Annotated in this window: 15 protein-coding genes; 9 read left to right on the forward strand and 6 right to left on the reverse strand. The window is 73.0% G+C overall.

Features of this window, described 5'->3' with window-relative positions; translation table 11 throughout:
* Positions 1-32: 32 nt before the first annotated feature.
* On the reverse strand, positions 33-482 hold the full coding sequence (locus ACFY2K_RS26375) for a VOC family protein (RefSeq protein ID WP_387714513.1): 450 nt from the start codon (positions 480-482) through the stop codon (positions 33-35).
* 131 nt (positions 483-613) lie between these two features.
* Between ACFY2K_RS26375 and ACFY2K_RS26380 the strand changes: the two genes are divergently transcribed.
* Positions 614-1,537, forward strand: a complete 924-nt coding sequence (locus tag ACFY2K_RS26380) for a DUF4231 domain-containing protein (protein ID WP_375888566.1) — start codon at positions 614-616, stop codon at positions 1,535-1,537.
* A 194-nt stretch (positions 1,538-1,731) separates the two neighbouring features.
* On the forward strand, positions 1,732-3,441 hold the full coding sequence (locus ACFY2K_RS26385; protein WP_380526262.1) for a hydrogenase maturation protein: 1,710 nt from the start codon (positions 1,732-1,734) through the stop codon (positions 3,439-3,441).
* 148 nt (positions 3,442-3,589) lie between these two features.
* On the opposite strand, the gene ACFY2K_RS26390 is transcribed toward ACFY2K_RS26385, so the two are convergent.
* Positions 3,590-4,420 carry an MHYT domain-containing protein gene (locus tag ACFY2K_RS26390; protein ID WP_380533109.1) on the reverse strand — a complete coding sequence of 277 codons (831 nt, stop codon included), beginning with the start codon at positions 4,418-4,420 and terminating at the stop codon, positions 3,590-3,592.
* 293 nt (positions 4,421-4,713) lie between these two features.
* Entirely contained in the window at positions 4,714-5,181 is a 468-nt protein-coding gene (locus ACFY2K_RS26395; RefSeq protein ID WP_375888559.1) for a VOC family protein, read from the reverse strand.
* Positions 5,182-5,303: 122 nt separating this feature from the next.
* Between ACFY2K_RS26395 and ACFY2K_RS26400 the strand changes: the two genes are divergently transcribed.
* Positions 5,304-5,738, forward strand: coding sequence for a MarR family winged helix-turn-helix transcriptional regulator (locus ACFY2K_RS26400; protein ID WP_375888556.1), 435 nt, complete (start codon positions 5,304-5,306; stop codon positions 5,736-5,738).
* A gap of 364 nt (positions 5,739-6,102) precedes the next feature.
* The gene (locus tag ACFY2K_RS26405) at positions 6,103-7,392 is read left to right on the forward strand and encodes an MFS transporter (protein ID WP_380638951.1); all 1,290 of its coding nucleotides are present in this window, start codon (positions 6,103-6,105) and stop codon (positions 7,390-7,392) included.
* Between the two features lie 63 nt (positions 7,393-7,455).
* On the opposite strand, the gene ACFY2K_RS26410 is transcribed toward ACFY2K_RS26405, so the two are convergent.
* Positions 7,456-7,974, reverse strand: a complete 519-nt coding sequence (locus ACFY2K_RS26410; RefSeq protein ID WP_375888550.1) for a GNAT family N-acetyltransferase — start codon at positions 7,972-7,974, stop codon at positions 7,456-7,458.
* Between the two features lie 46 nt (positions 7,975-8,020).
* Here ACFY2K_RS26410 and thpR point away from each other — a divergent pair, with 46 nt between their 5' ends.
* Complete coding sequence (thpR, locus tag ACFY2K_RS26415) at positions 8,021-8,608, forward strand: RNA 2',3'-cyclic phosphodiesterase (RefSeq protein ID WP_380521907.1); 588 nt, start codon at positions 8,021-8,023, stop codon at positions 8,606-8,608.
* A 279-nt stretch (positions 8,609-8,887) separates the two neighbouring features.
* Here the strand turns inward: thpR and serC are convergent, their stop codons facing one another.
* Both serC and ACFY2K_RS26425 read right to left on the reverse strand, forming a co-directional pair.
* Positions 8,888-10,012, reverse strand: coding sequence for a phosphoserine transaminase (gene serC, locus ACFY2K_RS26420; RefSeq protein ID WP_387714519.1), 1,125 nt, complete (start codon positions 10,010-10,012; stop codon positions 8,888-8,890).
* 151 nt (positions 10,013-10,163) lie between these two features.
* Positions 10,164-11,264, reverse strand: a complete 1,101-nt coding sequence (locus ACFY2K_RS26425; RefSeq protein WP_375888543.1) for a citrate synthase 2 — start codon at positions 11,262-11,264, stop codon at positions 10,164-10,166.
* 417 nt (positions 11,265-11,681) lie between these two features.
* Here ACFY2K_RS26425 and pdxH point away from each other — a divergent pair, with 417 nt between their 5' ends.
* From pdxH to fxsT, 4 genes are all read left to right on the forward strand, one after another.
* On the forward strand, positions 11,682-12,314 hold the full coding sequence (gene pdxH / locus ACFY2K_RS26430; RefSeq protein WP_375888851.1) for a pyridoxamine 5'-phosphate oxidase: 633 nt from the start codon (positions 11,682-11,684) through the stop codon (positions 12,312-12,314).
* Positions 12,315-12,521: 207 nt separating this feature from the next.
* The gene (fxsA, locus tag ACFY2K_RS26435; RefSeq protein WP_350504982.1) at positions 12,522-12,716 is read left to right on the forward strand and encodes an FxSxx-COOH cyclophane-containing RiPP peptide; all 195 of its coding nucleotides are present in this window, start codon (positions 12,522-12,524) and stop codon (positions 12,714-12,716) included.
* Positions 12,717-12,849: 133 nt separating this feature from the next.
* Positions 12,850-14,247 (forward strand): TIR-like protein FxsC, encoded by a 1,398-nt coding sequence (locus ACFY2K_RS26440; protein ID WP_380521903.1) that lies wholly within the window; start codon positions 12,850-12,852, stop codon positions 14,245-14,247.
* Positions 14,244-18,257, forward strand: a complete 4,014-nt coding sequence (gene fxsT, locus ACFY2K_RS26445; protein ID WP_387714524.1) for an FxSxx-COOH system tetratricopeptide repeat protein — start codon at positions 14,244-14,246, stop codon at positions 18,255-18,257. Before ACFY2K_RS26440 ends, fxsT begins: the two co-directional genes overlap by 4 nt.
* Positions 18,258-18,290 lie beyond the last annotated feature (33 nt).

Raw genomic sequence — 18,290 nt, forward strand, 5'->3', positions numbered from 1 at the left:
CCGCCACGTGCGGGGAGGGCCCTACGGCTTTCTCAGTGCACGCAGAACTCGTTGCCCTCCGGATCGTGCATGACCGTCCAGGCGCCGCCGGGCTCGGCGACCTCGTGCAGGACGGTGGCGCCGAGGGCTTCGAGGCGGGTGACGGTGGCCGCGCGTTCGCCCGGGCCGGGGTGGACGTCGAGGTGGAGGCGGTTCTTCCCCTCCTTGGGCTCCGGGACGGCCTGGAACAGGATCCGGCGGCCGAGGCCGGTGTCCGAGGCGGGGTCGTACGGGTCGTCCGGGTGGCGGACGGCGGCGAGGGTGCGCCAGGCGGGGCGGCCGTCGGCCTCGGTGAGGGCGTCCGGGGTGATCGCGCCGGTGTCCAGCAGGCGGGCGATCAGGGCGGTGTGGTCCTCGACGGTGTAGTCGAGGGCGGCGCCCCAGAAGGCGGCCTGGCGGTGCGGGTCGGTGCAGTCGATGACGAGCTTCCAGTGCAGCGGCATGTAACCGGTTCTACCGGTTACATGCCGGGGGTGGCAATCACCGGCGGTCGGAAGGTGTCAAAAAGGCGACCGTGTAGGGCAGTTGGCGGCGGGAATACTGGCTGGACGGAGACGGGGAGGGGACTCGACCGATGGTGCAACAGGATCCGCCCGGGGGCGTCGAGGCGCGACTGCTGCCGGAACTGTTCTGGCGGGCGGACAAGGCCTCGCTGGACGGACAGCGCGAGACGCTCCGCTGGCACCGTGGACTGATCGCCATGCTGGTGGTCGCCGCGCTGATCGGCTCGCTCCCGGGCCCGGACCACAAGGGCGACGGCGATATCAAGCCACTGTTCTCGGTGGCCGCCTTCCTGATCGCCGGCTACTTCTGGTCCCGGCTGCGCCGCGGCAACCCGCAGGGCCGGTGGTACGAGGCGCGGGCGGCGGCCGAGTCGGTCAAGACGCTCGCCTGGAAGTACAGCGTGCGGGCCCGGCCGTTCGGCGGCGAGGCCGACTCGCCGGACGCCGACCGCGGCTACCTGCTCCAGGTCGAGGACGTGCTGCGGGCCTTCGAGGACCCGGAGATCGTGCCGCCCGGCAGCGTCCCGGAGATCACCGAGGAGATGCGCCGCTCCCGGGCCGGCAGCCTCACCGCCCGGCGCACCCTCTACCTGCGCACCCGGGTCGAGAGCCAGCGGACCTGGTACCGCTCCCGGGCCGAGTCCTGCGAGTCCCAGGCGGTCTCCTGGGGGCTCGGCATCGCGACGCTGATCATCATCGGTGCCGCCGCGGCGATCGCCCAGGCCACCGGCGCCCTGGAAGTGCACATCTTCGGGGCCAGCTCGGCCGCGGCCGCCGCGATCATCGCCTGGACCCAGCTCAAGCAGCTGCGCCCGCTGGCCGCCGCCTACCAACTGGCCGCGCGCGAGCTGGAGAACGTCGGCAACCAGCTCTCCGACCTCGACCTCAAGACGCCGGACGCCGAGGAGCGCTGGGCCCGGCTGGCCGCCGAGGCCGAGGACGCCGTCTCCCGCGAGCACACCACCTGGCGGGCCCGCCGGGCCTTCCCCCGGTAGCTCCGGCCGGACGGCGCGCCAGTCCAACTCCGGGGAGGGGCTGGGGAGATCCGGCGAAGCGGGGCCACGCCGGGGGCACAGGTGTGCGGGGAGGGTGAGAGTGGGGCGCCGAGGCACGGAACGTGACCATTGCGTGTCCATGCCGTGGTTTCATCGCCTCCGCGCGACCCGCAGTCCCTGCCCGGAGGCCCCCTGTGCGCATTCTCCTGATCGCCACCGCGTTCAACAGCCTGACCCAGCGCGTCCACACCGAGCTGCGCGAGCGCGGCCACCAGGTCGCCGTCCAACTCGCCCTCGGCGACGAGCAGATGCGAGAGGCGGTGGCCCGGGTCGACCCGGAGCTGATCGTCTGCCCGATGCTCACCAAGGCCGTCCCGGCGGACATCTGGTCCACCCGGACGGTCCTGATCGTGCACCCGGGCCCGAAGGGCGACCGCGGCCCCTCCTCGCTCGACTGGGCGATCACCGAGTCCGCCCGGCACTGGGGCGTCACCGTGCTGCAGGCCGTCGAGGAGATGGACGCCGGCGACATCTGGGCCTGCGTCGAGTTCCCCGTCCCCGACCGCGGCAAGAGCGAGCTGTACCGGGGCGAGGTCGCGGACGCCGCCGTCGAGGCCGTCCTGCTGGCCGTCCAGCGGTACGAGGGCGGGCTGTTCACCCCCGAACCGCTCGACTACGCTCGCCCCGACGTACGCGGCGAACTGCGGCCCCTCCTGCGCCAGGAGGCGCGCCGGATCGACTGGCAGCAGGACGACACCGCCACCGTGCTGCGCAAGCTGCGCGCCGCCGACTCCCAGCCCGGCGTGCTGGACGAGCTGTACGGGCGGGAGTTCTTCCTGCACGGCGGCCACCCCGAGGACGAACTGCGCGGCCCCGAGCCCGGCGCCGTGCTCGCCACCCGGGACGGCGCGATCTGCCGGGCCACCGTGGACGGCGCGGTCTGGATCCCCCAGCTGCGCCCGCGCCGCACCCCGGGCGGGCCGGTCACCTTCAAGCTGCCCGCCGCCACGGTGCTCGCCGACGAGCTGCACCGGGTCCGCGAGGTGCCGGTGACCCCGGAGCAGGCCGCCCGCCGGGACACCTGGTCGGAGCTGCGCTACCACGAGGACGGCGAGGTCGGCTTCCTCGAATTCGCCTACGCCGGCGGGGCGATGGGCACCGAGCAGTGCCGCCGGCTGCTGGCCGCCTACCGCGCGGCCGCCGACCGGCCCACCTCGGTGCTGGTGCTGGGCGCGCCCCGGGACTTCTACTCCAACGGGATCCACCTCAACGTCATCGAGGGCTCGGCCTTCCCGGCGCTGGAGTCCTGGGAGAACATCAACGCGATGGACGACCTGGTCGAGGCGGTCCTGACCACCGACGACAAGCTGACCGTCGCCGCGCTGGCCGGCAACGCGGCGGCCGGCGGACTGATGCTGGCCCTGGCCGCCGACGAGGTGTGGTGCCGGGAGTCGGCGGTGCTCAACCCGCACTACCGGCTGATGGGCCTGTACGGCTCCGAGTACTGGACGTACACCCTGCCCGCCCGGGTCGGCGCCGAGCAGGCCGAGCGGCTCACCACCGAGGCGCTGCCGGTCGGGGCCGCGCACGCCCGCCGGATCGGCCTGGTGGACCGCACGGCCGGCGGGGACGCGGCGGAGTTCCGCCGCTGGACGGCCCGGGAGGCCGCCCGGCTGGCCGGCTCGCCGGAGCTCACCGGGCGGCTGGTGGACAAGAAGCGCCGCCGCGCCGAGGACGAGGAGGCGAAGCCGCTGGCCGCGTACCGGGCGGAGGAACTGCGCCGGATGCACGGCAACTTCTACCGGGCGGGCGAGCCGTACCACGCGCTGCGGCGGGACTTCGTGCGCAAGGCCTGCCCGGCGGCCACGCCGGAGCACCTGACGGGGCTGCTCGGTCGGCCCTGAACCCCGGTGCGGCGGTGGGGCGGTGGCCGCCGGCGCGGCGGTGAGGCGGTGACGCCCGGCCGGGGTGGGGGACCCGGCCGGACGTCCGTCGTGGGGCCGCCCGCGACTCGGCGCGGCGGCCCGGCTCGGCGCCGGGCGGCGGTGCCGCTCAGCGGCGGCTGCCGGCGGTGCGGCTCAGCGGCTGCCGCTGCGGCGGGACGCGGGGCGTCCGCGGGGGCAGCGGGGCGGCCGGGCCGACCAGCAGCGGCTGGGTGCTGGGCTTGCTCGGGGAGACGGCGAAGGCCAGCGAGCCGAAGAACACGTAGCAGCCGAGCCCGACCCCGAGCGGGAAGATGAACTGCAGTGCCATCACCCCGCCCTGGGTCGAGTGCGAGGCGTCGAGGCGGACCGAGAGCGCCGCCATGCCGGTGTAGTGCATCGCGCAGACCGCCACGCCCATCACCGGCGCCGCCGCCAGCACCGCGAGGGTGCCGCGGATGTTCAGCGCGGCCCAGAGCGCGGCCGTGGCGGCGAACACCGCGATGCCGATCGAGAGCCCGACGGTGACGTGGTCGTAGCCGAGCCGGCCGGGCAGCACCATCGCGGCCATGCCCAGGTAGTGCATCGCGGCGACCCCGAGCCCGGTGGTCAGTCCGCCGACCAGCAGGGACAGCACGGGGTGGCCCCGCCAGTACCCGACGGTGAACAGCCCGATGCCGACCACCGCGACCGCGACCAGCAGGCTGAGCACGGTGAGCCCCGGCTGGTAGGTGATCTCGGCGCCGGTGACGGAGAAGCCGAGCATCGCGATGAAGTGCATGGACCAGATGCCGGCGCCGAGCGAGGTCGAGGCGAAGAGCAGCCAGACGGCGCGGCTGCGGCCCGTCGAGACCAGTGCCCAGCGGGCGCTGCGCAGGGCGACGAAGGCACCGAGGCAGGCGACGAAGTACGAGACCGCCGGTGTCACCCAGCCGTGGTCGGCATGATGGATCTCACCCAATTGAGCTCCCTGGACGAGGGGTTGAGGGCGCCAGGGTTCGGGCGGAGGCGGCCGACGGGGGACCGGGAACGGGTGGGACGCGCGCGCAGACGGGCACGGAGGGGGCTCCGCCGAGGGGAGACCTGGCGTGGTGATGCCCCTGACAACCCGGGACAGTAACCACTGCCCGGTGGTCGCACAAGGTTCGCGCTTTTCGTGAAGTCCCAGGTCAGGAAGGACCTTTACGCGGTCTGCAAGATCTCGGCACCAAGCCCTGACACCGCCTGCGCACGGCCTCCGGGCGGCTTGGTGCGTTACTCCAGCGGGGCCAGCCCGAACGGGTGCCCGGCCGGGTCGATCAGCACCTTGAGCGTGCGGCCGTGCTGGTAGCTCGGCTCGGTCGCGCCGAGCGCGAGGGCCTTCGCGGTGGACTCCTCCAGGTCGTCCACGTAGAAGTCGAGGTGGAAGTGCTTGCTGCCGTCCGGCTCGGTCCACGGCTCCGGGCGGTAGCCCGTCACCCGGCCGAAGCCCAGCGGGCTGCCGCCCTCCGGGTTGTCCAGGATCGCGAAGCGCTCGTCCACGTGACGGGTCTCCCAGCCCAGCAGCTCGCCGTAGAACGAGGCCAGCGCGACCGGGTCGGCGCAGTCGATGGTGACCATGGCGAGCCGGGCGAAGCCGGAGTCGTCCGGCGCGGACTGCACGGACTGCGCCGATCGCTCGGACTGCGCCGGCCGCACGGACTGTGCGGATTGCGCGGGTTGCTCGGAGGCGAGGTCGGACATGTCTGGTCGGCCCTTCCGGGAGGCGGGAACGATCACCCCTCACCAATATGGCACCGGGCCGATCCTCCGGCGCGGTGGGAACCCGTTTTTCTTTAGCGAGAGTAATGACGTAAGCTAAAGAGATGCCCGAGATGTCCGAGCCGGACCTCGCAGCGATCTCACAGCTGCGGTCGTCCACGATGCGCCTCTCCCGACGACTCAAACACCAACGGGTGGAGGAGTCGCTGAGTCCCACCGAGATGGGAGTGCTGGGCACCCTCGCCCGGTGCGGGAAGGCGACGCCGGGTGAGCTCGCCCGGAAGGAGCACGTGCAGCCTCCTTCGATGACCAGGATCGTCGCGATGCTGGAGGAGAAGGGGCTGGTGCGGCGCGAGCCGCACCCCGAGGACCGCCGCCAGGTGGTCGTCAGCAGCACCGAGCAGGCCGAGACGATCCTCGCGGAGAGTCGTCGGCGCCGAAACGTCTGGCTCGCCGAGCTCGCCCAAGGGCTCGACGACGAGGAGTGGGCCGTCCTCAGGGAGGCCGCGCCCGTGCTCTACAAGCTCGCCCACCTGTAACTCGTACAGATCGAGGCACACCGACCCCGGCCGGCCGCCGGGAGGAGAAGGAGCCCGCATCACCGCAGGACCGACCACCGTTACCAGGAGCGCGACGGCCCCCGCCAGGGCCGTCGCGCCGCGAGGGGAGACCACCGTGACACCGCCGGCCGCAGCCAGCGCCGCCGCCCGTACCGACGACCCGACCAACGACCCCGCCGCGGACCGCACCGCGGCCGCCGACGCCCAGGCCCCCGCCCCCAGCGGGCTGCCCGGCAGCGGCGACGACGACCCCGACGAACGCACCGCGGCGCACCCCGCCGCTCAGCGCCGGACCCACCCGGCCGCATCTCCCACAGGAGCCCGCTTCACCAGGCCCGGGGGGATGTTCTCCTCCCTGCGCGTTCGCAACTACCGCTACTACTTCGCCGGCCAGGTGGTGTCCAACACCGGCACCTGGATGCAGCGGATCGCCCAGGACTGGCTGGTCCTGAGCCTCACCGGCAGCCCGCTCGCGGTCGGCATCACCACCGCCATGCAGTTCCTGCCGATGCTGCTGCTCGGCCTGTTCGGCGGCGTGCTCGCCGACCGGATGCCCAAGCGCCGGCTGCTGATCTGCACCCAGGGCGCGATGGGCCTGCTCGCCGCCGGCCTGGCCGTGCTGACCGTCGGCGGCGTGGTGACGCCGTACTACGTGTACGCCTTCGCCCTGCTGCTCGGCCTGGTCACCGTGGTCGACAACCCGACCCGGCAGGCCTTCGTGTCCGAGATGGTCGGCCCCAAGGACCTGGCCAACGCCGTCAGTCTGAACGCCGCCAACTTCCAGACCGCCCGGCTGGTCGGCCCCGCCGTCGCGGGCCTGCTGATCGCCGCGGTCGGCAGCGGCTGGGCGTTCGCCGTCAACGCGCTGTCCTTCGCCGCCGTGATCGGCGGACTGCTCGCGATGCGCGAGTCCGAACTGCGCCCGACCGAGCCGATCGCCCGCGAGAAGGGCCAGCTTCGCGAGGGCCTGCGCTACGTGAAGGAGCGGCCCGAGCTGCTCTGGCCGATGGTGCTGGCCGGCTTCATCGGCACCTTCGGGTTCAACTTCCCGACGCTGCTCGCCGGATTCGCCCACGACACCTTCAAGGTCGGCGCCGGGCAGTACGGCCTGCTGAACACCATGATGGCCGTCGGCTCGCTGGCCGGCGCACTGCTCGCCGCCCGCCGCGGCGCGCCCCGGCTGCGCCGGCTGGTCGGCGCGGCCCTGGCCTTCGGCGTCCTGGAGGTGGTCGCGGCCCTCGCGCCCGACTACTGGACCTTCGCGCTGCTGCTGACGCTGATCGGGGTGTTCGGGCTGAGCTTCAACACCTCGGTCAACTCCATGCTGCAGCTGTCCACCGACCCCGAGATGCGCGGTCGGGTGATGGGCCTGCTGGTGCTGGTCTTCACCGGCGGCACGCCGATCGGCGCCCCGGTCGTCGGCTGGGTCACCGCCTCGTACGGGCCCCGGCTGGGCCTGTTGGCCTGCGGCGTGGTGTCCGCGCTGGCGGCCGGCGCGGTCGGCCTGGTACTGGCCCGCAGCGCGGACCTGCGGGTGCGGTTCGACCTGCACCCCGGTCGCGGCGGGCGCGTGGTGGCCGTCGTGCCGCGGCACGTCCCGGCCCGCACGTCGGAGCTGGCCACGGCCTGCTGACGGCTCGTCAGGACGCCTCGGGGCTCGACCTCCGGGCGTCCTGACGCTGTGTCAGGATCGGATTCAGAGCCGGATCTCCAGCACCTGGCCGAGCCAGGTGCCGGTCGGCTGCTCGACCTCGAAGCCCGCGGTCTCGGTGAAGCCGAGCGCCCGGTACTGGCCGACCAGCTTGCGGTCGTCGCCCGCGTAGCAGTCCACCCGCAGCAGGTCGAGGCCGCGCCGGCGGGTCTCCTCGACCGCGTCGGCGATCAGCGCCGCGCCGATGCCGGAGCCCTTGAGGCTGCGGTCGGTGACCAGCAGGCGGACGAACAGCTCGGGCTCCTCCGAGACCGGGACGAACTTGCCCCGCTGCTCGGCCAGCACGCAGCAGCCGATCGTGCGGCCCTCGTCGTCCACCGCGATGCGGACCAGGAACGACTCCCCGGTGTACGAGGCGACCTGGTCGACCCGGGCCTGGTCGGTGCTGAACGGCCGGTCGCCCCACTGGCCGGTGCGTTCCCCGGCGGCCAGCCAGGAGACGGCGCCGTCGAGCAGGGACAGGATGTCGGGGACGTCCGCGGGCCCCCCGTTGCGGATCTTCATGGAAAACCGTTCTACACCGAACGGCCGGGCGAGGGAAGCTTGGATCATGAGACTGTTCGTCGCGGTCCTGCCGCCCGCCGAGGCACTCCAGGGGCTCTCCGACGCGGTCGCGCCGCTGCACGGGCTGCCCGGGGCGGACCGGCTGCGCTGGACCGCCGTCGAGGGCTGGCACCTGACCCTGGCCTTCCTCGGCCAGGTACCGGCCGAGCGGCTGCCGGAGCTGGAGACCGCCCTGGCGGCCGTCGCCGGGGCGCACCCGGCCCACCCGCTGCGGATCGCCGGCGCCGGCCGGTTCGGCGACCGGGTGCTCTGGGCCGGGGTCGAGGGGCGGACCCGGGCGCTGCGCGGGCTCGCGGAGGCCGTGGCCGGGGCCACCGCCGAGTTCACCGGGGAGGCCGACGCCCTCGCCTTCCACCCCCACCTCACCCTGGCCCGGGCCGGCTCCTCGCGCGGCCACCGGCGGGCCGCCCAGCGGGTCGCGGCGGCCGAGCTGGAGGGGCCGGCGGCGGCGCTGGCCGGCTACCGGGGGCCGGAGTGGGAGGCCGCCGGGCTGCACCTGATGAGGAGCGACCTGGCCGGGGGGTTCGCCCACTACGAGTCGCTGCGCTCCTGGGCGCTGGCCGACTCGGGCTGAGGGGGTCGAGGGGTGAGCTCTGAACAGGGCCTCGGATTCGCGCGGGTGCGAGCCGGAGGTACGCTCGTTGACCGTGGATCCCAAGACTCGAATGCGCATCGTCTCCGGCACCCTGGTGCTGCTGCTGGTCGTCGTGCTGATCAGCTCGTTGTCCGGCAAGTAGCCCGGGCCCGAACGGCCCGAGTGGACTGAACGGTCCGAGCAGCCCGAACGGCCCCGGAAAGGCGAGAGGGCCACCGCCCGCAGGCGGTGGCCCTCAGCCGTGTCCCTCGGGGCGGCTCAGCCGGCCAGCTGCTCGACCACGTGGTCGATGCAGTGGGTGAGCGCCTCGACGTCCGCCGGGTCGATCGCCGGGAACATCGCGACGCGCAGCTGGTTGCGGCCCAGCTTGCGGTACGGCTCGGTGTCCACGATGCCGTTGGCACGCAGTGCCTTCGCGACCGCGGCGGCGTCCACCGACTCGTCGAAGTCGATGGTGCCGACCACCTGGGAGCGCTCGGCCGGGTTCGCCACGAACGGGTTCGCGAAGGAGGACTTCTCGGCCCAGGCGTACAGCCGGGACGAGGAATCAGCCGTACGGGCGACGGCCCAGTCCAGCCCGCCGTTGCCGTTGATCCACTCCAGCTGGTCGGCCAGCAGGAAGAGGGTGGCGAGCGACGGGGTGTTGTACGTCTGGTCCTTCGACGAGTTGTCGATGGCCGTCGGCAGCGAGAAGAACGGCGGGATGTAACGGCCGGAGCCGGCGATCTCGGCGGCGCGCTCCAGGGCGGCCGGGGAGAAGGTGGCCAGCCACAGGCCGCCCTCGGAGGCGAAGGACTTCTGCGGGGCGAAGTAGTAGACGTCGGTCTCGGTGATGTCCACCGGCAGGCCGCCGGCGCCCGAGGTGGCGTCCACCAGCACCAGCGAGCCCTCGTCCGCGCCCGCCAGACGCCGGATCGGCATCGCGACGCCGGTCGAGGTCTCGTTGTGGGTGAGGCCGTAGACGTCCACGCCGGCCTCGGCGACCGGCAGCGGGTGGGTGCCCGGGGCGGTCTTGATCACCGTCGGCTCGGCCAGCCACGGGGCGGCCTTGACCGAGGAGGCGAACTTCGAGGAGAACTCGCCGAAGTCCAGGTGCTGGGACTTCTCCCGCACCAGGCCGAAGGCGGCGATGTCCCAGAAGGCGGTGGAGCCGCCGTTGCCGAGGACGACTTCGTAGCCCTCCGGCAGCGAGAACAGGCTGCTCACGCCCTCGCGCACGCGCTTGACCAGGTTCTTCACCGGGGCCTGGCGGTGCGAGGTGCCGAGCAGGGAGGTCTGGGTGGCGGCGAGGGCACTCAGGGCCTCGGGGCGCACCTTGGACGGTCCGCAGCCGAAACGGCCGTCTGCGGGCTTGATGTCAGCGGGGATCTGGATCTGAGCCACGCGCGCAGCCTACCGGCGCGGGACTCGCCCGGGATACGGTCGTCCGCCCGCTGAGACTGTGATCTCCGTTGCTCGGGGGACGCCGACAGCGGGCCCGGACGGAGCCGGACCCGCTGGTCAGAGGCGTTTGTTCGGGTGTGCGGGCGCGGGGTCAGTGCGCGATGGCGTCCCAGCCCTCGATCTCCTCGGGGCGGCGCGGGCCGGGGCCGATGTAGCGCGCGGAGGGGCGCACGAGGCGACCGGTGCGCTTCTGCTCCAGGATGTGCGCCGACCAGCCGGCGGTGCGCGCACAGGTGAACATCGAGGTGAACATGTGCGCGGGGACCTCGGCGAAGTCCAGCATGATCGCGGCCCAGAACTCGACGTTGGTGGCCAGCACGCGGTCGGGGCGGCGGTTGTGCAGCTCCTCCAGCGCGGCCTTCTCCAGCGCCTCGGCGACCTCGAAGCGCGGCGCGCCGAGCTCCTTGGCGGTGCGGCGCAGCACGCGGGCGCGCGGGTCCTCGGCGCGGTAGACGCGGTGGCCGAAGCCCATCAGGCGCTCGCCCTTGTCCAGCGCGTTCTTGACCCAGGCGGTCGCGTCGCCGGTGCGCTCGATCTCCTCGATCATGCCGAGCACGCGGGACGGGGCGCCGCCGTGCAGCGGGCCGGACATCGCGCCGACCGCGCCGGAGAGCGCGGCCGCGACGTCGGCGCCGGTGGAGGCGATGACCCGGGCGGTGAAGGTGGAGGCGTTCATGCCGTGCTCGGCGGCCGAGGTCCAGTAGGCGTCGACGGCCTTGACGTGCTTCGGGTCCGGCTCGCCCCGCCAGCGGATCATGAAGCGCTCGACGACCGTCTCGGCCTTGTCGATCTCGCTCTGCGGGACCATCGGCAGGCCCTGGCCGCGGGCGGACTGGGCGACGTAGGACAGCGCCATCACGGCGGCCCGGGCCAGGTCGTCGCGGGCCCGCTCGGCGGAGATGTCGAGGAGCGGCTTGAGGCCCCAGACCGGGGCGAGCATGGCGAGCGCGGACTGGACGTCGACCCGGATGTCACCGGAGTGCACGGGGATCGGGAAGGGCTCGGCGGCGGGCAGGCCGGGGTTGAACTTGCCGTCCACCAGCAGGCCCCAGACGTGGCCGAAGGAGACGTGGCCGACCAGGTCGTCGATGTCGACACCGCGGTACCGCAGGGCGCCGCCCTCGCGGTCGGGTTCGGCGATCTCGCTCTCGAACGCGACGACTCCCTCAAGCCCGGGTACGAAATCGGACATGCGACGGCTCCTTCAGTTCTGCGATCGGTGCTCCGCCGTGGTGGGGCGGCGCTCCAGTGACCGAATCGTGGTTGGCACTCGGTGCCAGAGTGACAGGCACGGGGTGCATTGCGCCATACACCACCGCGGTGATGTTTCCCGTGGGACCACTTGACTTCCCCGTCGAGGGTCGGTCGTGCCCGGGGGACTCCCGGAACCAAACGTCAAGTTCCGGACAATTCCCCGTACGGCGGGCAGTCAAGCGGTGGCGAGTCACCATATCTCCGACCGGGGTTTGTCCGGAGGTAGCGGTGCCGGTTGCTTGTCGTACGGGATGATGTTGGCGTGCAGACCCCGGAACGCGCCCAGTCGACGCCCCTGAGCCCCGCCACCCGGACCCCGGCCGACGAGCCCCGCCCCGGTCCGGACCCCACCGTGATGCGCAAGCACTACGTCCACGAGGGCCTGGCCGAGGACCAGCTCGCGCCCGAGCCGGTCGGGCAGTTCGCCCGCTGGTTCCACGAGGCGGACGACGCCGGGGTGGCGGAACCCAACGCCATGGTGCTCTCCACCGCCGACGAGCGGGGCCGGCCCAGCTCGCGCACCGTCCTGCTCAAGGGCTTCGACGTCCGCGGCTTCGTGTTCTTCACCAACTACGGCTCCCGCAAGGGCTCCGAGCTCGCCGCCAACCCGTACGCCGCGCTGCTGTTCCCGTGGATCGTGCTGGGCCGCCAGGTGATCGTCCAGGGCCCGGTGGAGAAGGTCGGCCGGGACGAGACCGCCGCCTACTTCCGCACCCGCCCGCACGGCTCCCAACTCGGCGCCTGGGCCAGCGAACAGTCCAGCCCGGTCGAGAGTCGCGCCGTCCTCGAACAGCGCTACGCCGACCTGGAGCGCCGCTACCCCGAGGGCGAGGGCGTCCCCGTCCCGCCGTTCTGGGGCGGCTACCGGGTCGTCCCGGAGGCGGTCGAGTTCTGGCAGGGCCGCGAGAACCGGCTGCACGACCGCCTCCGCTACCTCGCCGACCCGACGGCCCCCGGCGGCTGGCGGGTGGAACGCCTCTGCCCGTGACCGCCGCGGCGCGGGGCGCTCACGGGGGTGCCGTGCGTCCGGGTGGTGCGTCCGGGCGCGGCGGGCGACCGGATCTGATGAACCGTCACCGTTTTGTGTAGAATGTGCGCGTCACGGACCGGGGTCGAGGATTTTTCGGCCGCCGGCCCGCTGCACCTGCGTGATCGGGTCGTGCCTGCGTGCATCGTAGTGAGGACTAAGGGACTGATGGGCGTCACCGGTGCGGAAACCGTCGCTGGCCTCGACTCCGACCTGGTCGACGTCGCCGCCCTGCCGCTCGACGAACTCGACGCCCTGCCCGACACCGTCCTCGGCGACCTGCTGCGCAGGGTCGTGGCGGACGCCCTGACCCCCGGGGCCGAGCCGCTCGCCGCGTTCCAGTCGGCACTCGAACTCCGCTGACCCCGCCGCTGACCGCCGGTTAAACCCCCGTTGGCGAATGAATTCGCCAACTCTTGCACCAGTGGGTGCGATTGGCGACATGCTGGGTAAAGAACCAGCGCCGTCACGGCACCGTCAGGGTCGGGGGGAACAGGTGAGTGAACGGGAACAGCAGCAGCGCCCGTACTTCTTCTTCAGCTACGCGCGTCGGGACTTCGAGGCGGGGGACGCCTTCGTCGACCAGTTCTTCAACGACCTGAGGGACGAACTCGGGCGCATCCTCGGGCCCGCCGTGCAGGCCGACGAACTCGCCTTCCGGGACACCGAACGGCTCCGCCTGGGCGACGAATGGGCCGAGAAGCTCGCGCTGATGCTCGGCCGCAGCCGGACCATGGTCGCGCTCTACTCCCCGGCCTACTTCGCCAGCCTCTACTGCGGCAAGGAGTGGACGGCCTTCCGCGGCAGGGTCCGGCGCCACCACGAGGAGACCGCGGAACTGGTCTCGGCGCTGATCCCGGTGCTCTGGGAGCCCGTCGCGCCCGGTGACCTCGTCACCGAGGTCACCAGGATCCAGTGGGCCCAGCCGGACATGGGCGAGGCCTACGCCCGGCACGGCCTGCGCGCCCTGCTGCGCACCGCCCAGCAGGACGCCTACCGGCAGGTCGTCCGGGTCGTCGCCGGACGGGTCCGGGACGCCGCCGTCCGGCGGCTCGCCGAACTCCCCGAGTTCGACCTGGAGGCCGTCCGCGGCTACTTCCCCGGGCCGGCCGCGCCGGCGCCCGCCGCCGAACCCGGGATGGTCCGGCTGTTCATCGCGGCCGGCCGGGCCTCGGAGGCCGCCGCCGAGGGCGGCTCCCGCTCGGGCGGCTGGTACGGGGCCAGGCCGTGGAACTGGACGCCGTTCTACCCGCCCGCCCAGCCCTCGCTGGCCTCGCGCGCCCAGCAGGTGATCACCAACGCCGGGCACATCACCACGCTGGAGGAGATCGGCGCCGGACTCGGCGAGAAGCTCGACCAGGCCCGGGAGGACAGCCAGGTCAGCGTCCTGCTGGTGGACCCGTGGGCGGCCGAGGCCGAGCGCTACCGCTTCGCCCTGCGCGAGTACGACGACCAGAACCACCCGGTCACCGGCGTGGTCGTGCCGATCGGCGGCAGCGACCCGGACGGGGAGCGCGAACCACCGTGGACCGGCGTGCGCGCCGTTTTCCGACGCAACTGGTTGCGCCGGCGCGACCCGGAGCACTTGTTCCGGGTCAGAGTGAGCCAGGAGAGCTTCGACAGCGACCTCGCCATCATGGTGACGGTTGCTCAGAACAAGCTCATGGACGACAACTTGGATTGGGGGGACGATGGCGGCGACGCCTTCGGCTTCGGCCCGGGCGGCGGCCCGGACATGCCGGGCCTCGCCATTCCGGCCGGTCCGCCCGGCCCCTCCGGTCCGCCGCGGAGCCCGTCCGCGCGCCGGGAACCCGAACCGCCACCGAAGGACCTGCCCGGCCAGCGCCCGGGCAGCCACGACGGCTCAGTCCCGCTGAGGGGAGACGGACGATGAGCATCGAGCCCGGCACGGAGCCCGGACGCGGCGGACCGGGATCGGTCGTCACGTTCTACTCCTTCAAGGGCGGCACCGGCCGGACGATGGCGCTCGCCAACGTCGGCTGGATCCTCGCCAGCCGGGGCCTGCGCGTCCTGGTGGTCGACTGGGACCTGGAGGCGCCCGGCCTCCACCGCTACTACCACCCGCTGCTGGTCGACCCCGAACTCCACTCCACCGACGGCCTGATCGACCTCCTGCGCGGATACGTCAAGCAGGCGCTGCCCTCCGCCGCCGGCCCCACCGGCCGGTCCCCGGCCGCCTGGCTGGACGAACCCGGGCGGCTGGACGGCTACATCTGCGGCCTCGCCCTCGACCTGCCGGCCGGCGGGCGGCTCGACTTCCTCCCGGCGGGCCGCCAGAACGCCGCCTACGCGGCCGCCGTCACCAGCTTCAACTGGCGCAGCTTCTACCACGGCCGGGACATCCGCGGCGGCGAGTTCCTGCGCGAACTGCGCGAACGCTGGGCCCGGAACTACGACTACGTGCTCATCGACAGCCGCACCGGGGTCAGCGACACCTCCGGCATCTGCACCGTCCTGATGCCCGACACCGTGGTCGACTGCTTCACGTTCAGCGCCCAGAACATCCGCGGCGGCGTCGACGCCGCCAAGGCCATCGCCGAGGCCGAGGAACGGGCCATCCGGGTCTTGCCGGTGCCGATGCGGGTCGAGGACGCCGAACAGGAACGCCTCGAAGCCGGCCGGGACTTCGCCCGCGAGGCCTTCGCCCCCTACCTCGGCCGCTGGCTGCCCGGCGACCGCCGGGCCGCCTACTGGGCCGACGTCGAAGTGCCGTACAAGCCCTTCTACGCCTACGAGGAGGTGCCCGCCACCGTCGCCGACCGGCCGCAGGAGGCGCGCAGCCTGCTCAACGCCTTCGAGCGGCTGGCCGAATGGATCACCGACGGCCGGGTCCGCTCGCTGCGCCCGCTCGGCTCCGAGGCGCGCCGCCGGCTGTACGGCGCCTACCTGCGCTCCGCCCGGGCGGTGCCCCGCCAGGTCTACGTCAGCTACGCGCCCGAGGACCGGATGTGGGCCGAATGGGCGGCCGGCACCCTCACCCGCTTCGGCTACCAGACCTCCCTGCACAACGCCGCCGAACCGTACACCGGCCAGCGGCCGCCGGAGGTCACCGGACCGCTCGACGGCCAGGGCCGGCTGCTCGCGCTGCTCTCGCCGGAGTACACCGCGCTGCCCCGGGCCGGCGAGGTCTGGCAGCTCCTCCAGGGGCGCGAACTCCCCTCCGGTGCCTCGGCATTGGTCGCCCTGCGACTGCAGGACTCGGACGAGCCGGTGCCCCGGCCGTTCATCGGCCAGGCGGTGCCCGACCTGGTCCGTTCCTCGGCGACCGGCGCCGAGGCCCAGCTGTACGGCGAACTCGGCCCACCGCCCGGCAGCAACCGCCAGTTCGACACCGACAGCGGCGAGTTCATCGCCCCCGCCCGCTTCCCCGGCACCGCCCCGCAGGTCCAGGACGCGCCCTCGCGCAACGCCGCCTTCATCGGCCGCGGCAAACTGCTCGAACTGCTCCGCAACCGCTTCACCGGCGGCCCCGCCGCCGTCCTCAGCCAGGTGCTCTACGGCTTCGGCGGTGCGGGCAAGTCCCAGATCGCGGCCGAGTACGCGCACCGCTTCAAGTCCGCCTACGACGTCATCTGGTGGGTGCCCGCCGAGGAACCCGCCAACATCCCGCAGAAGCTCGCCGAACTCGCCCCCCGGCTCGGCGTGCCCACCAGCGACGACGTCGCCCACACCGCCGCCGCCGTCCTGGACGCGCTGCGCCGCGGCCACCCGTACCGCCGCTGGCTGCTGGTCTTCGACAACGCCGGCACCCCCGAGGAACTCGCCCCCTGGCAGCCCGGCGGCTCCTCCGGCGGGCACGTGCTGATCACCTCGCGCAACCAGGGCTGGGCCCGGCACGCCGGCCTGGTCGAGGTCGACGTCTTCCTGCGCGAGGAGAGCATCCGACTGCTGCGCCGCTTCAACGGCGGCCTCTCCCCGGAGGACGCCGACCAGGTCGCGCACCGCCTCGGGGACCTCCCGCTCGCCGTCGGCCAGGCCGCCGTCTGGCTCCAGGAGACGTCGATGCCGATCGCCACCTACCTCGAACTGCTCGACGACGAGCTCACCGAGATGCTCGAACGCACCCGGCTGCGCCCCGCCGAGTACCCCCACTCCGCCGCCGCGACCTGGCGCATCTCGGTCGAGGAACTGCGCCGGATGAACGCCCCGGCCGCCCAGATACTGGAACTCTGCGCCTTCTTCGGCCCCGACGCCATCCCGATGCGGCTGCTCTACAGCCGGGCCGTCACCCGCGCCCTGCGGCTGTCCCCGCGCGCCCCGCGCGACAAGCTCGCGATCGGCGAGTTCCTGCGCGCCATCAACCGGTTCGGGCTGGCCCGCACCGACCAGGGCAGCGAGACGATCACCGTCCACCGGCTGGTCCAGGCCGTGCTCCGGGACCAGGTCGAGGAGGAGCGCCAGGCCGCACTGCGCGGCGTCGTGCACGCGGCCCTGGCCACCGCCAACCCCGGCGACCCGGACATCCCCGCCAACTGGGCCGAGTACGCCGAACTCCTGCCCCACCTCTGGCCGTCCGGCGCCGTCGACAGCGGCGACGAGGACGTCCGGCAGTGGATCATCGACTCGGTCCGCTACCAGTGGAAGCGCAGCCTGCACGAGTCCGGCCGGGAACTCGCCGAACGGGCCCTGGAGCACTGGCGCGCGGACGCCTACGGCGGCGCCGACTTCGACGTCGACAACGACGCCCAGACCCTCATGCTGCGCACCCAGCTGAGCAACATCCGCCGCTCCCAGGGGGCCCTCCAGGAAGCCTACGAGATGGACCGGGACATCCTGGAGCGGTTCACCGCGACCCTGGGCCCGGAGCACTCCCACACCCTCGCCGTCGCCAACAGCCTCGGCGCCGACCTGCGCTTCCTCGGCCGCTACGACGAGGCCAGGGCGCTCGACCGCAGGACCCTGGACGCGGCCCGGCGCACCCTCGGGCCCGACCACCCGCGCACCCTGATGATCACCAACAACCTGGCCGTCTCCGACTACCTGGCCGGGGACCGCTACGCCGCCCTGGAGCGGCACCGCAGCAACTACCTCCAGCAGCGCGACGCGCTCGGCGCGCACAGCCTCTACGCGCTCTCCTCCGCCTCCAACTACGCCCGCGACCTGCGCGAGACCGGGCGGCTGCGGGAGGCGCTGGACCTGCTGGAGGAGACCGTGCGGATCTACCAGCAGACCATCGGCGACAGCCACACCGACACCCTGCGGGCCCGCAAGAACCTCGCCGTCGCGCTGCGCCGGGCCGGGCGCTACCACGAGGCGCTGGAGATCGACGAGGACATCTACCAGCGCTACCTGGACATCAACGGCCCCGAACACCCGGACACCCTGGCGGCCGCCACCAACCTGGCCAGCGACCTCAACGCGCTCGGCGACACCGAACGGGCGATCCCGCTGGCCGAACGGGCCCTCGCGCGGTACCGCGACTACCTGGGCGAGAACCACCCGGTCACGCTGGCCGGCGCCAACAACCTCTCGGTCTACCTGCGGCTGGCCGGCCGGATCGCGGAGGCCCGGGAACTGTCCGGGCGCACGCTGGCGCAGTTCCGGACCGTCCTCGGCCCGGACCACCTGTACATCCCGATCGCGATGATGAACCACGCGAACGACCTGGCGCTGGGCGGCGAGATCCGGGACGCGCTCGCCCTGGAGCAGGAGGCCGAGCCGCTGATGACCAGGGCGCTCGGACCGGACCACTACGACTCGATCGGCATCAACTCCAACCTCGCGCTGTCCCTGGCGGCGGTCGGGGAGACCGAGCGGGCCGCCGAACTGCGGGCCGACTGCATCCGGCGGGCCCGGATCACGCTGGGGGAGGAGCACCCGACCACCGTCGCCGTGAAGGCCGGTACCAGGCTCGACTCGGACGTGGAGCCCCCGCACGTGTGACGGACGATCAGGAGATGCCGCCGGGCGGTGCTA

This window comes from Kitasatospora sp. NPDC001309 (genome assembly GCF_042896295.1).
Lineage (GTDB): Bacteria > Actinomycetota > Actinomycetes > Streptomycetales > Streptomycetaceae > Kitasatospora.

Coding starts and splice junctions, on each gene's coding strand:
- ACFY2K_RS26375 (WP_387714513.1), bottom strand. CDS start 482: ATGCCGCTGCACTGGAAGCTCGTCATCGACTGCACCGACCCGCACCGC.
- ACFY2K_RS26380 (WP_375888566.1), top strand. CDS start 614: ATGGTGCAACAGGATCCGCCCGGGGGCGTCGAGGCGCGACTGCTGCCG.
- ACFY2K_RS26395 (WP_375888559.1), bottom strand. CDS start 5,181: ATGTCCGACCTCGCCTCCGAGCAACCCGCGCAATCCGCACAGTCCGTG.
- ACFY2K_RS26400 (WP_375888556.1), top strand. CDS start 5,304: ATGCCCGAGATGTCCGAGCCGGACCTCGCAGCGATCTCACAGCTGCGG.
- ACFY2K_RS26405 (WP_380638951.1), top strand. CDS start 6,103: ATGTTCTCCTCCCTGCGCGTTCGCAACTACCGCTACTACTTCGCCGGC.
- ACFY2K_RS26410 (WP_375888550.1), bottom strand. CDS start 7,974: ATGAAGATCCGCAACGGGGGGCCCGCGGACGTCCCCGACATCCTGTCC.
- thpR (WP_380521907.1), top strand. CDS start 8,021: ATGAGACTGTTCGTCGCGGTCCTGCCGCCCGCCGAGGCACTCCAGGGG.
- ACFY2K_RS26425 (WP_375888543.1), bottom strand. CDS start 11,264: ATGTCCGATTTCGTACCCGGGCTTGAGGGAGTCGTCGCGTTCGAGAGC.
- pdxH (WP_375888851.1), top strand. CDS start 11,682: ATGCGCAAGCACTACGTCCACGAGGGCCTGGCCGAGGACCAGCTCGCG.
- fxsA (WP_350504982.1), top strand. CDS start 12,522: ATGGGCGTCACCGGTGCGGAAACCGTCGCTGGCCTCGACTCCGACCTG.
- fxsT (WP_387714524.1), top strand. CDS start 14,244: ATGAGCATCGAGCCCGGCACGGAGCCCGGACGCGGCGGACCGGGATCG.